The organism is Pseudomonas sp. FP1740 (assembly GCF_030687165.1).
GTDB lineage: Bacteria > Pseudomonadota > Gammaproteobacteria > Pseudomonadales > Pseudomonadaceae > Aquipseudomonas.
Genome location: NZ_CP117461.1, coordinates 3612725 through 3626968 on the forward strand (window position 1 = coordinate 3612725; position 14244 = coordinate 3626968).

A 14244-nucleotide genomic window follows, 5' to 3' on the forward strand; every position below is an offset into this window, starting at 1 on the left:
AGGACCATGCACTTTGCAAGGAGCCGACGCTGGCGGCGGGTTTTATGCATTGCGCCAACCGAACTACTTGCGCTTGTAACTCTTGTTGCCGCTGGGCGTCAGGCAATACACCCCGCCTCTGGGCCCGGTGCAGAACGTACCGGTGCCGCAGGCGCAGCCGTCGGTTTCCTGTAACAGCGTCTGCGGCCGCGCCTGGCTTTTTGTGCCAAACATCGCCGAACAGCTTTTCTTCGAACCGCTGATGGAGCCGTCATTGCACAGGAACAGATCGCCGTCGCAACGATCGATACCGCCCTTCTTCCCCGAACACGGCGTATTGGCAGCCCAGGCGGATGAACCGAACAGGCACAACAGCACAACTATTGGCATCCAGCCACGAACCATTAAAGTGCGCACAGTGCAGCTTCCATTTAGAGTCATGGCTGGATGATATCAATGGTGTGACCAGCCTCACGAGACCACATGAAAGTTAATTTAATAACCCGCGCGTAATTCTTGGCAAAATGCCTCAACTTCGTATTGAACCGATTATCAGGCAAGCCCTATGACCCGTATTTTGACCATCGAAGACGACGCCGTGACCGCCCGGGAAATCGTCGCCGAACTGAGCAGCCACGGCCTCGAAGTGGATTGGGTCGACAATGGCCGCGAAGGCCTGGAGCGCGCCGTCAGCGGCGACTACGACCTGATCACCCTCGATCGCATGCTGCCGGAGCTCGATGGCCTGGCGATTGTCACCACCTTGCGCACCATGGGCGTGGCCACGCCGATCCTGATGATCAGCGCCCTCTCCGACGTCGATGAACGAGTGCGCGGCCTGCGCGCCGGCGGCGACGATTACCTGACCAAACCGTTCGCCACCGATGAAATGGCCGCCCGGGTCGAAGTCTTGCTGCGCCGGCAGAACACCGTGACCGCCCAGGCCACCACGTTGCGCGTGGCCGATCTGGAGCTGAACCTGATCAGCCACGAAGCCAGCCGCGACAGCCAGTTACTGACGCTGTTGCCCACCGAGTACAAGTTGCTGGAATTTCTGATGCGCAACACCGGGCAGATTCTGTCGCGGATGATGATTTTCGAAGAGGTCTGGGGTTATCACTTCGACCCCGGCACCAACCTGATCGATGTGCACATCGGCCGTCTGCGCAAGAAGATCGACCCGCCAGGCAAAGTCCCACTGATACGGACCGTGCGAGGCTCGGGTTATGTCATTGCTGAACCCCTCTAAAGGCTGGCGTTCCTCCAGCAGCCGCTTGCTGGCCCTCTACAGTTCGCTGTTCGTGGCCTGGAGCGGGATTCTCATGGGGGTCATGTACTACGAGGTCTCCAGCTACCTGGACACGCTGGCCAAGCATTCGCTGATGCAACGTCAGCATCTGTTTTCACGCTTCCAGGGCGAGCAACTGGTGGATGCCCTCGCCGCCAGCATGACCTTCGACATTCGCGGCATCGATGCCTATGGCTTGTTCGATGACCAGCAGCGCTACCTCTACGGCGCCTTGCGCCAGATCCCCCAAGGCCTGCCGCTGGACGGCAGGATTCACATGCTCGGCGACTGCGTCGACGCCGACGACCCGACCTTGCCAGCCGACAGCTGCGACGCCGTCGCCACCCGGACCCTGGACGGACGCTGGCTGGTGCTGGTGCGGGACAACGGTTCGTTGTTTGCCGTGACCCGGATCATCCTGCACGCGCTGTTGTGGGGCGTGTCGCTGACGATTTTGCCGGGCATCGCCGGCTGGCATTTATTGCGACGGCGCCCGCTGCGGCGGATCCGGGCGATCCAGGCCAGCGCCGAAGCCATTGTCGCCGGCGACCTGACCCGGCGCCTGCCGCTGTCCAATCGCCGTGACGAACTGGACATGCTCGCCGCCATCGTCAACGCCATGCTCGAACGCATCGAGCGCTTGATGCATGAGGTCAAGGGCGTGTGCGACAACATCGCCCATGACCTGCGCACGCCGCTCACTCGCCTGCGGGCGCAGTTGTACCGGATTCAGCAGCAGGCCGATGAAGGCTCGACACTGGCAGTGCAACTGGATTCGGTGCTGGGCGAGGCGGATACCTTGATGGCGCGTTTCCGTGGCTTGTTGCGGATTTCCGAGCTGGAGGATCGTCAGCGCCGTTCGGGGTTCGTGCGACTGGACCCGGTGCCATTGCTGCAGGAGTTGCATGACTTTTATCTGCCGCTGGCGGAAGAAGGCGAACTGACCTTTAAGCTGCAAATGCCCGAATCCTTGCCCGGGCTCAACGGCGACCGTGCGCTGCTGTTTGAAGCCGTGGCGAATTTGCTGAGCAACTCGATCAAATTCACCCCGCCGGGTGGCCAGGTGATTTTGCGTGGGGTGAATGACGCGGGGCATACGCGCATTGAAGTGCTCGACTCCGGTCCCGGGATTGCGCCCGCCGAGCGCGAGGCGGTGTTTCAGCGTTTCTATCGCGCCGAAGGCGGCAACCCGCAAAGCGGTTTCGGCCTGGGGTTGTCGATCGTCGCGGCGATTGCCAGCCTGCATGGGTTTACGCTGGAGGTGGACAGCAGCGAGTTGGGGGGCGCGCGGTTGGTGCTCGATTGCAGGCAGGACCTGATTCCCCAGGCTTGAGACCTTGCTAGTGTTTAACCGTGAAACGGGCTTGTTTAAGCGCCCTCAAGGATACTTCCTGAAAGCTACAAAACCTTGCGTCGTTGCCTACGGCTGCGCCAGAATCCGCCGGCTTGTGCGCCTGGGGGCCGCTCGGTAACTTGATTCCCGTCACTGCCCATCAGTGATCGGGTTTAGTCGCCCGTGGTTGTTAGTAAGGTGCATAGCGCATCATTCAGTCAGGCATTTCAGTCCTGTACTTAATGGTGGTTGTGCGCAGGGCGCCCTCGGGCGCGCCGGTTTTGCTAACTTCCCCGGTCGACTAACCTGCGCACAGCTGCCTCCATTCGTTTAGTCGCGAAGTGGCTGCGGCTCCATTTCAGGAGTTAGCAACTATGTTCAAAGTAACACCCAACCCACCGGACACCGATCCGACCTCCCCGTACGAACCCGATTCAAAGAAACTCAACGAGGCCGCCGAGCGGGCTCTGAACTTCCACTTCCCGTCGAACGCCGACATCAAAGCCACCACGCGTAAACCCAGCAAACTGTTTGCCGTCGCCCCAGAGGCGACGGCCGAAACCCTGGCGGTTTTTCTGGTCGAGACCCTGGCCTCGGTCGATGTGATGGTCCACCAGTTGGTGGATCATCTGGAGGGTGAGTCGCGCTACGCCCTGCTAGGCATTTCCAACAGCATCATGGTGGCGGAGATCACCGCGAACCGGGTGCTGGAAAAGATTGATCTGCCCAAGTAGGCGCCGCTTGCGGTGGCGAGCGGGTAACTGACGTTGGGCTGTGCAGCGGTGCCTTTTTGGGGGCCGTTGCGCGGCCAAGCGGGAGCAAGCTCCCTCGCCACGGATAGCATCCATCCTGCGAGGCGACGCGAAAGTGCAGGATGGAAATATTGTTTTACTGATCCTCTGATCGGGAGCCAGGAGCCCCAGCAGAATTAATGACTCGCCATGAGAGGCCGGGGCAACGGGTGGTGAGAAGAAGCGTATTAATGTGCTGGAAGGGGATGGTGAAGGCCCAAGCGTATATTGGGTTGGTTACGACGACCGGTCCGGCCCAAGTGTTGGTTAGGGTGTGTGACGTGAATTTTCGGACAAGGAGATCTATGTGAATAACCTCGCCGGATTGGGTAATGGGGTGGTGTGCATTGATCGAGGTTCGCCACGCTTCGTACGTTTGATGCGTGGAAGTGGTTGGGTTGAACAGGTATGTGATGACGTTTTCGCAGGAAATGTCGATGGTCTTTGTTTGACCACCGGCGTCCGAGACGGTGACGGTAGCCTTCCCATTCCCTTCACTTCGAATCATTCCACTGTGGTCGACCGAAGCGATGGACTCATCCGATGATGTAAATGTGATGGGGGGCACGCCGCCGGACGCAGGACGATGGGCGAAAGTGCCGGGAAGATCGACCCCAGTGAGAGTCCAAGGAAGTCCAGAACCCGCAATGGAGATATTCTGCCCGGAGATAGTAAGAGGAGTCGTGTCCACAATGAGTTCTATCGGGTATTCGCCGATAACCTGCGCATAAGCCACGCGCGATTCCCCGATCAGCGTTTCGCCTCTGAACACCTTATAAACAATGGTGACGCTGTAACCGGATATAACCTTGTCATTTGCCACTTCCAGCACACAGGGCAGTTTCTGCCCCAGCCTGCCCTCGACGGTACCGCTCAGTGGCACCACGATGTCGGGTGACCCCGTTAACCCTGCGGTGTAAACCGCCTCAATCCGGTCACCGATCTGGATGCGGTTGTCATCGGTCTGGACGAACACCGACAGCGGCTTGCTGCCCAGTTTGTCCAGTTCGATAAGACTTGAATCATCACCGGGGTAGTCCTCGAGGTTTTCCAGCGGAATCGGCTTCGCGAACCGCGTACCGGCCAGGTCCTCGTCCACCGTTTGCGTCGCCGACCACACCGCATCGGTGTCCGGGGTGTTGCCGAGCTGGTCGGTGCAGGTGCAGGAAAAATCCAGCTTGCCGCCCGGTCTTACCGCCTTCTCCAGGAACGCACGGTCCACGATGAAACACACGGTGATCGGCTCCGCCGAGCCCGGGTTCGGCGGCTGTGGCGCTTCATCCGGGCCGACGGTGTACGTCATGATTTCGCCGTTGCACTTCAAGGTGATCGTGTCGTAGGCCCGGCAGTATGGGTAGGACAAGCACACCGACGCGCTGACAAAGTCGGCGCCGACGCCGTTCTTGATTGCGTCGGACAACGACAACGCCAGCTCGGAATGGCCATCTTTCTCGGGAAACCTGTCTTTCAGAGCAGGGCGGATTTTGTTGTAGAGCACGGTCAGCTCAAGGGAAGTTCCGATGTTCTGACTGCCGCGCAGGATCTCGTAGAACAGCGTATTGATCCGGTCGGGGTGCAAACGACCTTTGGGGATGCGCAGCTTTGTAATGGCATCCACATCGGTAACGATCACACTGTCCAGGAATGTGCTCTCCCCCTTCAGCCACAGCCGAATGACATCGCCGGGATCGAGCGTACCCGACAACGGCGGATACACCTCGACGGTCGCGCCCCGGCCATCGGTGACCAGGTCATAAATCACCAGCGGGACGCCGACGTGCGCGCCTTCAACAGGATGAGTCGCGCCCGACACCTGGGGCCGGGACAGCACGAGTACGGTGTTGCCAGGAGATTCTGGGGCGGTCATGTCTGAGGCTCCGGCACGATGGAAGTGGGCTGGAGCTATGAAATAGCGGAACGGCGGAGGCGGCTACTGTCAGAACTGATAGCAGCGACGAGTGGTCATCGGTAAAGGGAGAGTCGGGTCGACCGGTCAGTTACTCCCACGAACCCGGACGTGCTCCCCCTTCGGCAACTGCTACAAAGGATAACGACGCGGCTGAAATGACTTAAGTGAACAGCATTACCCTGTGGGAGCGGGAACTCAATACCCCGGAACCTCGCGCAAAAACTCTGACAGGTCGGTGATCGGCGGTTTGGCCGGAATGTCGAAGTACATCTGAATCACCCAGCCCCGGTGATAGCTGGCGTGGTTGACCACATGCAACAGCATGCCGCCGGCGCTCATGACCCCGCTTTCCCCGGACATGGAGGTGAATTCGATGGGTTTATCCAGCGACTCCTCGGTCTGGGCCGAGCTCCAGCCACAGAACCATTGATCAATCTCCTGTTGCGCCATTCGCAAGTCGGCGAGCTCGGTATGGAGCAGGCCATGGGAGGTCTTGAAGTCGTGCCCCCGGCCCTCCAGATGAGCTTGCCAGATGCAATCCACCACATAGGTGTGGTTCAAGGCGCCGATCATGTTATTGAACACCGACACCCGTTTGCGATTGAGTTCCTCAGGTGGCAGCGCCATGAGGCTGTCGAAGAGTCGCTGATCGGCCCAGCGCTTGTAATCGGCGAGCATGCGGGCGGTACGTACGTTGATCATCAGAGGTCTCCCATGGCGATGGGCGCATTGCCAAGAATAGTCCTCGCAGCTGGTTGCAGCCTAAACCCTGATCATCGGTTGCGCCGCACGACTTTGTAGCAGCTGCCGAAGGCTGCGTTCGGCTGCGTAGCAGTCGTGAATCCTGCGCACGTGGTTTATCTGACCCACCCGCAGCGTGTGGTTTAGCGACTGCTGCGCAGCCGAACGCAGGCTGCGCCAGCTGCTACAGAGCTTTATCGCGAACTACATTAAGGTCAGGCGCTGCACCACCCGTTCGGCCAATGCCAGGCAACTGGTCAACCCCGGTGACTCGATGCCGAACAGGTTGACCAGGCCCGGTACGCCGTGAACGCCCGGGCCGCTGATGACGAAGTCGGCGGCCGGCTCGGTCGGCCCGCTGATTTTCGGGCGGATGCCGCTGTAGGCCGGTTGCAGACTGTCATCGGGCAACGCCGGCCAGTAGCGCCGGATCGCCTGATAGAAGCCGTCGCCACGATGGGGGTCGACGCGATAATCGATCTGCTCGACCCATTCGACATCCGGCCCGAAACGCGCCTGACCGCCCAGGTCCAAAGTCATGTGCACGCCCAGCCCGGCGCTTTCCGGTGCTGGATAAATCAGATGCCGGAACGGCGCCGGGCCACTGAAACTGAAGTAACTGCCCTTGCATAGCCAGGCCTTGGGCACGTGCCGCGCCGGCAAGCCTTCGATCCGGCTCGCCACCTCAGGCGCGGACAGTCCCGCGCAGTTGATCAACTGACGACAGCTCAAGGTCATGGGCTGAGCACCGCCCATGTGCAGTTCGAAACCCTGCGCGGTGCAACGGGCCGATTCCAGCGGTGTATGAAAGGCTATCGAAGTACCGCACGCTTCAGCGTCTGCCTGCAGCGCCAGCATCAAGGCGTGGGAGTCAACGATCCCGGTGGACGGCGACCAAAGGGCTGCGATACAGGACAACGCCGGTTCAAGCGCCCGTGCCTGTCCGGCATCCAGCCATTGCAAGTCATCGACACCGTTGCACAGGCCTTGCTCCAGCAACACCTGCAAGGCATGACGCTGGCGATCATCGGTGGCCACGATCAGCTTGCCGAGGCGCCGGTAATCGACGCCGCGCTCATCGCAGAAGGCATACAGGCGTAGCTTGCCCTCCACGCACAATTGCGCCTTGAGACTGCCGCTCGGGTAATAAATCCCGGCGTGGATCACTTCCGAATTGCGCGAACTGATGCCCACGCCAATCCCCTCGCCCGCCTCGACCAGGATCACTTCTCGCCCGGTCCGGGCCAAGGCTCTGGCCACCGCCAGCCCGACCACGCCAGCCCCGACTACCACGCATTCGATATCGACGCTCACCTGCCCTCCACTCATTCAAGCCAGCCCCGGCTGCCGATAATCAATCAGGCAGAAGAATATCGCCAGTCCATGACCACGAATCGAATACGGTACGGGGAAGTTCTCGACCCTTGAGTCGGTTTTGAACAGTCTCCGGTGCATATCTCGTATCGACAGGGGAACTCCTGGCCACCGCCAGGCATCCTAAATTATGTGTTACTTCCTTTACGCTTCACTTCGGAGGACGCCGTCATGCGCCGTCTGTTTATCATCTCTTCGCTAGTGCTTTGTTTGCCCGTTGGTTCGGCTATGGCCGGTGTAGATGCAAAAGATGTCGCCACCTCAGCCGGGGTCTCCGCATCGCTGTATTCGACGTTCAAGGATCACAAATTGGCCATTCCCGCCCGGGATGACGCCTCCAGTTTTGTCGCCAGTGGCGGTACGATCCGTGGCGTCTACCTGGAGTCGGTGTTGAACGAAATTCGCCAGAATCATCCCGACCTGAAGGCCAGCGATGAAGATCTGGCCAGAGCGATCCTCGTTCAGGAAGGTGTGGCAGCGGGTCACTGATATCAAACCTGAGCGGTAGGGCCAGGGGGCGTTCTCAATTAGTTTTCGCGGTGGGAAAACCAATTGAGAACGCCCCCGCGGACAGCCCTACCTCGTTTCAGCGCTGTTCTTCTCAACCCCAGCGGACAGGCGTGCCCAGCCGGCGACCAACTGTGCGCTGATGCTGACGCCGCCGCACACCACAATCACCACGTCATGGGCCTCGGCAATTGCTGGATGATCGAGGTAGGCAATCGCCAATGAAACGCCACACGCCGGTTCGACCAACTGGCGCAGGTCGTTGGCGTAACGAACCACGCCCATGATCGCCTCATCATCGCTAAGCACCACGCATTCATGCGGGAAATCAAGGATGTGCTGCACCGGCCAGGCGGCCACTTGCGCGGCGCCGAGTGAGGTGGCAACGGTGTCGATGCGCGGCAGTCTGACCGGGTGCCCGGCAGCGATGGCGGCAGCGAACGACGCCGCACCCTGGGTTTCGCACGCAACGATCCGACAATCCATACGCTGATGACGGATCAGGCCGGTGAGCAGACCCGCCAGCAAACCGCCGCCCCCCACGGATGTCACCAACGCATCGACCTGAGGGCAGTCCTCGAGGATTTCATCGACCATGGTGCTATGTCCTTCCCACAACACCGGGTGATCGAAAGCCGGCACGTATTCGGTGTCTGCGCCTTGCGCGAGTTCTTTCGCCCGTTGATTGGCCTCGTCCCAGACCTTGCCATGGACAATCACCTCGGCACCGGTTTTCCTGATCCTGGCGCGGGTGGTTTCCGGGGTCGTGTTCGGCACCACGATGCAGGCTTTCAGCCCAAGGTTGGCGGCGGCCACCGCTGTGGCCAAACCGGCATTGCCACCGGAAGGGCAGACGACTTTGCGCTTGCCCTGCTCTGCCGCCTGGCTGCACAACAGGCCCATGCCGCGCAGTTTGAACGAGCCGCTGGGTTGCAGGTTTTCCAGCTTGAGCCAGATTCGCCGGGTCGGAGTCGACAGACCCGGATGCAGAATCAGGGGCGTTCTGATGTGAAGCATCGTGTGCTCCTTGTGACAGCACCGGCGCGTTGAGATCTTTCAACGGGCTGGAAGCGAACGGACAGGCTCATCCTTATCCAAGCTTAGTTCACCCTGCTCGACGACTACCGCTCTGATAACGGGCTGCCCCTCTACACTGGTGATATGCCCTTTTTGCGAGATCAGTTATGAAAATCTCAGCCAAACTCGCGTTTTTCGCCCTCGTCAGCACCCTTGCCTACCTGGCTCTCGCGGTGTTCGGGCTGGGCGGGTTGGCGGCGTTTTTCTCGCATCCACCGCTGGTGGTCATTGCGCTTGCGACCCTGGTGATGGCGATCGTGTCGTTGTTCAGTGAGGGCAATTTGAGCACTGGCGAACGTGAAGACCGGGCCAATCGCTGGGTGCTGCCGGTTTTCGGGGTGCTCGGGTTGTTGAGCGGGTATCTGCCGGCCTACACCGACCGGATCGACTTCTGGACCTTCGGTGGCGAGGGCGTGCGTTGGCTGGGTGCGCTGCTGTTCATTGGCGGCGGCGCGTTGCGGATGTGGCCGGTGTTTGTACTGGGCAAGCGCTTCAGCGGATTAGTGGCGATTCAGCCAGGACACCGCCTGGTCACCGACGGAATTTATCGGAATGTGCGCAACCCCAGCTACCTGGGGCTGCTGATCAATGGCGTGGGCTGGGCGCTGGCCTTTCGTTCCGGTGTCGGGTTGCTGCTGGTGGCGCTGATGTTGATACCGCTGATCGCCCGCATTCGCTCTGAAGAAGCGCTGTTACGCACGCAGTTCGGCAGCGAATACGACGCTTATTGCGCCCGTAGCTGGCGATTGATTCCGGGGATCTACTGAACTGACCACATCAGGGCCGTGTCGATTACAAAAAGTGTAAACGGATCAGGTTATTGGCATCCACATGACTCGTGACCGAGTCATAACTGGCCAGTGTGGCGTGCCGGGTCTGAAGGGGATGAACGTGGGTCGCGGTGATGACCATGATGTTGGCACCCGCCGCCTCGCCTGCGCGAATTCCGACGTCGGCGTCTTCGAAGATCAGGCACTCGGCTGGATCCACCTGCAGTCGACGAGCTGCCAGCCGATAGCCCGCAGGATCGGGCTTGCCGGCGCTGACGTCTTCGGCGGTCACCATCACGCCCGGCTCGGGAATACCGGCCGCGGCCATTCGGCGCAACGCCAGCGCCCGCGGCGCAGAGGTGACGATGGCCCATTGGTGGGCGGGCAGCGACTTGAGGAAATTGGCCGCGCCGGACACCTCGACAATCCCCTCCACATCATCGATTTCCGCCTCGGTGATCCACGCCGCTTCAGCTTCGACATCTACCCCTGGCAACGCCAGGCGATTGATGGTGTCGATGGCGCGAACGCCATGGATGGTCGGCAAGAAAGTTTCGACATCGACGCCGTGGCGCACGGCCCAGGTTGTCCAGATCCGCTCGGCGGCGGCGATGGAGTTGAGGACGGTGCCGTCCATATCGAACAGCAAGCCACGGTATGACCTGTTGAGCCGGGATGTTTTGACAGACAAAGGGCGACTTCCTTTTGCAAGAGCCAGGCAAATGTTGTCAGCTAATGTACACCAGCTCTTACAGACCTCGGGTCGACTGCAAGGCGCGTTGCACACAATCGAGCAACTGCCCCACCGCCCAGGGTTTCTTGATGAACGAAACCGGATGCTTGACCCCGGAGCTTTTCGGAGTTTCGAAGCCAGACATGATCATGATCGGTTTGTCTGGCCAACGGTCGCCAAACTGATTGGCCAGGTCCGCGCCATTGAGTTTGCCCGGCATGGTGATGTCCGTCAGCAATAACCTCACCTGCGGGGCGTGCTGTTCCAGAAACTGCGATGCGGCGTCCGCGCTGATCTGTGGTTCAACCGCAAAGCCTTCCTCCTGAAGAATTTCGCAAAGAAACTCCAGGATCAACGGGTCGTCCTCAACCACAAGAATCAATCCGCCAGACAAGCGCGCGCCCGCCGTTGATGCTGGACTCATGACTGTACTACTCCCTGATTGCGCAAATAGTTTCGCAGGCTCAAATCCGCCACCTACAGGTATGAACAGCGGACCTCGCGAAAAATTCATTTTTGATACACCTATCCAGGGCATTCTCCGTTCCAGGCCGCTAAACATGACCGTTTGTCCGCGCATAATTGTGGTTAAAATGCCGCCCTTTCCACATGACCGACCCTGTCCGATGAATCCAGACGCCCTCTCCATCCTCCACGACCATTTGCTCACAGCGCTTGCGGCAGCACCTGCAGAAACCCGTCGGCTGTTCCACGGCCGTGGCCGCTGCTGGCCGGGGCTGGAGCAATTGACCGTCGACTGGCTCCAGGGCGTGGTGCTGGTCTGTGTGTTCAAGGAGCCGCTAGCGTCGCAACTGGACGATTTGAAGCATCGACTGATGGCGATCACACAGGCGCCTGCGTGGAAAACCTCCGGCGCACATACCTTGCTCCTGCAACATCGCTATCTGCAGGAAAGCACCACCGAATGGCTGCTCGGGGAGCCGATCGAGGAAATGACGATCACCGAGGGCGACCTGCAGTATCGCGTGGATCTGGGCCGCAAACAGAACACCGGCCTGTTTCTCGACATGCGCTACGGCCGCGATTGGGTGCGGGCCAATGCTGACGGCAAGCGGGTGCTGAACCTGTTTGCCTATACCTGCGGGTTTTCAGTGGCCGCCATCGCGGGAGGCGCTACGCATGTGGTCAACCTGGACATGTCCCGCGCGGCCCTGAGCCGTGGTCGCGACAATCACCGGCTCAACGGCCATGACTTGAGCAAGGTGAGCTTTCTCGGCCACGACCTGTTCAAGTCCTGGGGCAAAGTGATCAATAGCGGCCCTTATGATCTGGTGATCATCGACCCACCGTCCTTTCAGAAAGGCAGTTTTCTGCTGACCAAGGATTATCAGCGCGTGCTGCGCCGTCTCCCGGAATTGCTCAGCCCCCAGGGCACGGTTTTGGCCTGCATGAACGACCCGGCTTTTGGCGCGGACTTCCTCATCGACGGCGTCACTCGCGAAGCACCGAGCCTGCGGTTTGAGCAACGGTTGGAGAATCCGCCGGAGTTTCCCGATGCCGATGTTGAGTGTGGGTTGAAGGCGTTGGTGTTCAGGCAGGGGTAGTTGAAAATCAAAAGGGTGATTCAACGCCAGGCAGGCCGGCCAGACTCAGTAGACTAATGGTACTTGAGCCCGAACCCGCGGCTTCCTACGATGATGATACGCAGCGGTTGGAGGTTTAAACCGTTGCGTAAGTGGTGGGTGAACTGAACCCCAATAAGCCCACCCCTTGTTTCATGCGCATCTTGAGCCTCTCGGCTCTACTTCCTCCCCATCAAAGAGCTTTGAGGCTCTTTTTTTGCCTGTAAAAACCCCAGCCCCCTAAAGACATGCGATCGCAATACCGTTCACTTAAGCCGTAATGCGATCTGTAGCAGCCCCTCCGGGCCATCAACGTAATGCCACCTATACTCAAGCCACCTACCCCCCATGGGGGGGCCTGCGCTACCGACAATAAAAAGCAGAGGTGGAACATGGTCTGGCAGCAAATCTACGACCCCTTCGGTAACCCCGTGCTCTCAACCATGATGGCGGCGACGCCGGTGGTGGTGATGCTGGTTTCCCTGGCGTTTTTCCACATCAAGGCGCATCTGGCGGCGTTGTTGGCCCTGGGTTCGGCCTTGCTGATCGCGATTTTCGCCTTCGGCATGCCCGCGAACATGGCGGGCTCGGCCGCACTGTTCGGTGCCGCCAACGGCCTGTTGCCGATTGGCTGGATCGTGCTCAACATTATTTTCCTGCATCGGCTGACCACCGAGAACGGCTCGTTCAAAGTGCTGCAAGACTCCCTGGCGCGCATCACCGACGATCGACGTCTGCAGTTGCTGCTGATTGCCTTCTGCTTCGGTGCCTTCTTCGAAGGGGCCGCCGGTTTCGGCACTCCCGTGGCGGTAACCGGGGCCATTTTGATCGGGTTGGGTTTCTCGCCCCTGGCCGCGTCAGGCCTGGCGTTGATCGCCAATACCGCGCCGGTGGCGTTCGGCGCTCTGGGCACGCCCGTCATCACCCTGGCCAAAGTGACCGGGCTGGATGAAATGGAGCTGTCGATGATGGTCGGTCGGCAGTTGCCGTTCTTCTCGGTGATCGTGCCGTTCTGGCTAATCTGGGCCTTCGCCGGCTGGCGCAAAATGCTGGAAATCTGGCCGGCGATCCTGGTGGCCGGCGTCAGTTTCGCCATACCGCAATTCCTGGTCTCCAACTACCACGGGCCGATGCTGGTGGATGTGATCGCGGCGCTGATTTCCATGGCCTGCCTGACCGGTTTCCTCAGGGTCTGGAAACCGGCCACCGTGCATACCTCTGCCGCCCTTTCAGGGCGAGTCGACAACTCCAAAATAGCCGAGGAGCATGACCAAAAACCCGTCGCCAGCGCGACCTTTGCCAGCGATGCAAAACCCGCCGTAATGCGCGCATGGATGCCGTGGATCATCCTCACGGTGTTCGTTTTCGCCTGGGGCACCCAAAGCTTCAAAAACCTGTTCGATACCCGCCCGGTCATGGATCCGCAAACCCACTCGGCCAGGCTCGACCCCCAGGGCAAGCCGATGCGCGAGGCCAACCCGATCTTTGCCCCGACCGTGACCTTCACCACGATTCATCAACAGATCGAGAAAGTCCCGCCCGTGGTGCCTGCGCCGAAAACCGAGGACGCGATCTACAAGTTCACCTGGTTCACCAGCACCGGTAGCGGCATCTTGCTCGCGGCGATCCTCGGCGGGCTGCTGATGGGTTATTCCATCCCGCAACTGCTGCACCATTACCTGCGAACGCTGTGGGTGGTGCGCTATTCGCTCATCACCATTGTGGCGATGCTCGCCCTGGGCTTTCTGACTCGCTACTCGGGCCTCGACGCCACCATGGGCCTGGCCTTCGCCGCAACGGGCATTTTCTACCCGATGTTCGGCACCCTGCTCGGCTGGCTCGGCGTGGCCCTGACCGGCTCGGACACGGCCTCCAACGTGCTGTTCGGCGGCTTGCAACGGGTGACCTCCGAGCAACTGGGCCTGAGCCCGGTGCTGATGGCCGCCGCGAACAGCTCTGGCGGGGTCATGGGCAAGATGGTCGACGCCCAATCGATCGTGGTCGCGTCCACCGCCACCCGCTGGTACGGCCATGAAGGGGAAATCCTGCGCTACGTGTTTTTCCACTCCGTGGTGCTGGCGATTCTGGTGGGCGGGCTGGTGACGTTGCAGGCGTATGTGGCGCCGTTCAGCCATATGGTGGTGGGCGGGCACTGATCC

The 14244-nt window shown here is 60.2% G+C and carries 14 protein-coding genes; 7 read left to right on the forward strand and 7 right to left on the reverse strand.

All coding sequences use genetic code 11. The features are described 5' to 3' along the window. Positions 1-63: 63 nt before the first annotated feature. Positions 64-384: a hypothetical protein gene (locus tag PSH69_RS16295; RefSeq protein WP_305412837.1), complete on the reverse strand. Its 321-nt coding sequence runs from the start codon at positions 382-384 to the stop codon at positions 64-66. 160 nt (positions 385-544) lie between these two features. Here PSH69_RS16295 and PSH69_RS16300 point away from each other — a divergent pair, with 160 nt between their 5' ends. The 3 genes from PSH69_RS16300 (at position 545) to PSH69_RS16310 (ending at position 3334) form a co-directional block, all read left to right on the forward strand. After that, a complete protein-coding gene (locus tag PSH69_RS16300; protein ID WP_007934994.1) occupies positions 545-1228 on the forward strand; it encodes a response regulator transcription factor in 684 nt (227 codons plus the stop codon). Continuing rightward, the gene (locus tag PSH69_RS16305) at positions 1206-2600 is read left to right on the forward strand and encodes a HAMP domain-containing sensor histidine kinase (protein WP_305409072.1); all 1395 of its coding nucleotides are present in this window, start codon (positions 1206-1208) and stop codon (positions 2598-2600) included. Before PSH69_RS16300 ends, PSH69_RS16305 begins: the two co-directional genes overlap by 23 nt. A 374-nt stretch (positions 2601-2974) precedes the next feature. Beyond that, entirely contained in the window at positions 2975-3334 is a 360-nt protein-coding gene (locus tag PSH69_RS16310) for a hypothetical protein (RefSeq protein WP_305409073.1), read from the forward strand. Between the two features lie 154 nt (positions 3335-3488). On the opposite strand, the gene PSH69_RS16315 is transcribed toward PSH69_RS16310, so the two are convergent. The 3 genes from PSH69_RS16315 to PSH69_RS16325 form a co-directional block, all read right to left on the reverse strand. Then, positions 3489-5258, reverse strand: coding sequence for a hypothetical protein (locus tag PSH69_RS16315; protein WP_305409074.1), 1770 nt, complete (start codon positions 5256-5258; stop codon positions 3489-3491). Positions 5259-5495: 237 nt separating this feature from the next. Further along, positions 5496-6002, reverse strand: coding sequence for a DinB family protein (locus PSH69_RS16320; protein WP_305409075.1), 507 nt, complete (start codon positions 6000-6002; stop codon positions 5496-5498). A 243-nt stretch (positions 6003-6245) separates the two neighbouring features. Further along, the gene (locus PSH69_RS16325) at positions 6246-7355 is read right to left on the reverse strand and encodes an NAD(P)/FAD-dependent oxidoreductase (protein WP_305409076.1); all 1110 of its coding nucleotides are present in this window, start codon (positions 7353-7355) and stop codon (positions 6246-6248) included. Positions 7356-7586: 231 nt separating this feature from the next. Here PSH69_RS16325 and PSH69_RS16330 point away from each other — a divergent pair, with 231 nt between their 5' ends. After that, positions 7587-7904 carry a DUF2388 domain-containing protein gene (locus PSH69_RS16330; RefSeq protein WP_305409077.1) on the forward strand — a complete coding sequence of 106 codons (318 nt, stop codon included), beginning with the start codon at positions 7587-7589 and terminating at the stop codon, positions 7902-7904. Positions 7905-7991: 87 nt separating this feature from the next. Here the strand turns inward: PSH69_RS16330 and PSH69_RS16335 are convergent, their stop codons facing one another. Beyond that, a complete protein-coding gene (locus tag PSH69_RS16335) occupies positions 7992-8939 on the reverse strand; it encodes a pyridoxal-phosphate dependent enzyme (protein ID WP_305409078.1) in 948 nt (315 codons plus the stop codon). Positions 8940-9106: 167 nt separating this feature from the next. Here PSH69_RS16335 and PSH69_RS16340 point away from each other — a divergent pair, with 167 nt between their 5' ends. Continuing rightward, positions 9107-9766, forward strand: a complete 660-nt coding sequence (locus PSH69_RS16340) for an isoprenylcysteine carboxylmethyltransferase family protein (protein ID WP_096480294.1) — start codon at positions 9107-9109, stop codon at positions 9764-9766. A 25-nt stretch (positions 9767-9791) separates the two neighbouring features. Here PSH69_RS16340 and PSH69_RS16345 read toward each other — a convergent pair whose 3' ends face one another. Both PSH69_RS16345 and PSH69_RS16350 read right to left on the reverse strand, forming a co-directional pair. Next, complete coding sequence (locus tag PSH69_RS16345) at positions 9792-10460, reverse strand: HAD-IA family hydrolase (protein ID WP_305409079.1); 669 nt, start codon at positions 10458-10460, stop codon at positions 9792-9794. Positions 10461-10518: 58 nt separating this feature from the next. Continuing rightward, entirely contained in the window at positions 10519-10926 is a 408-nt protein-coding gene (locus tag PSH69_RS16350; protein ID WP_305409080.1) for a response regulator, read from the reverse strand. Positions 10927-11128: 202 nt separating this feature from the next. Between PSH69_RS16350 and PSH69_RS16355 the strand changes: the two genes are divergently transcribed. Both PSH69_RS16355 and PSH69_RS16360 read left to right on the forward strand, forming a co-directional pair. Beyond that, positions 11129-12067, forward strand: a complete 939-nt coding sequence (locus PSH69_RS16355; RefSeq protein ID WP_305409081.1) for a class I SAM-dependent methyltransferase — start codon at positions 11129-11131, stop codon at positions 12065-12067. A gap of 410 nt (positions 12068-12477) precedes the next feature. After that, positions 12478-14241 carry an L-lactate permease gene (locus PSH69_RS16360; protein ID WP_305409082.1) on the forward strand — a complete coding sequence of 588 codons (1764 nt, stop codon included), beginning with the start codon at positions 12478-12480 and terminating at the stop codon, positions 14239-14241. Positions 14242-14244 lie beyond the last annotated feature (3 nt).

Bases quoted from the DNA above. Each gene is read 5' to 3' on its own strand.
- PSH69_RS16295 (WP_305412837.1), bottom strand. From the start codon at position 384: ATGGTTCGTGGCTGGATGCCAATAGTTGTGCTGTTGTGCCTGTTCGGT.
- PSH69_RS16300 (WP_007934994.1), top strand. From the start codon at position 545: ATGACCCGTATTTTGACCATCGAAGACGACGCCGTGACCGCCCGGGAA.
- PSH69_RS16305 (WP_305409072.1), top strand. From the start codon at position 1,206: ATGTCATTGCTGAACCCCTCTAAAGGCTGGCGTTCCTCCAGCAGCCGC.
- PSH69_RS16310 (WP_305409073.1), top strand. From the start codon at position 2,975: ATGTTCAAAGTAACACCCAACCCACCGGACACCGATCCGACCTCCCCG.
- PSH69_RS16315 (WP_305409074.1), bottom strand. From the start codon at position 5,258: ATGACCGCCCCAGAATCTCCTGGCAACACCGTACTCGTGCTGTCCCGG.
- PSH69_RS16320 (WP_305409075.1), bottom strand. From the start codon at position 6,002: ATGATCAACGTACGTACCGCCCGCATGCTCGCCGATTACAAGCGCTGG.
- PSH69_RS16330 (WP_305409077.1), top strand. From the start codon at position 7,587: ATGCGCCGTCTGTTTATCATCTCTTCGCTAGTGCTTTGTTTGCCCGTT.
- PSH69_RS16335 (WP_305409078.1), bottom strand. From the start codon at position 8,939: ATGCTTCACATCAGAACGCCCCTGATTCTGCATCCGGGTCTGTCGACT.
- PSH69_RS16340 (WP_096480294.1), top strand. From the start codon at position 9,107: ATGAAAATCTCAGCCAAACTCGCGTTTTTCGCCCTCGTCAGCACCCTT.
- PSH69_RS16350 (WP_305409080.1), bottom strand. From the start codon at position 10,926: ATGAGTCCAGCATCAACGGCGGGCGCGCGCTTGTCTGGCGGATTGATT.
- PSH69_RS16355 (WP_305409081.1), top strand. From the start codon at position 11,129: ATGAATCCAGACGCCCTCTCCATCCTCCACGACCATTTGCTCACAGCG.
- PSH69_RS16360 (WP_305409082.1), top strand. From the start codon at position 12,478: ATGGTCTGGCAGCAAATCTACGACCCCTTCGGTAACCCCGTGCTCTCA.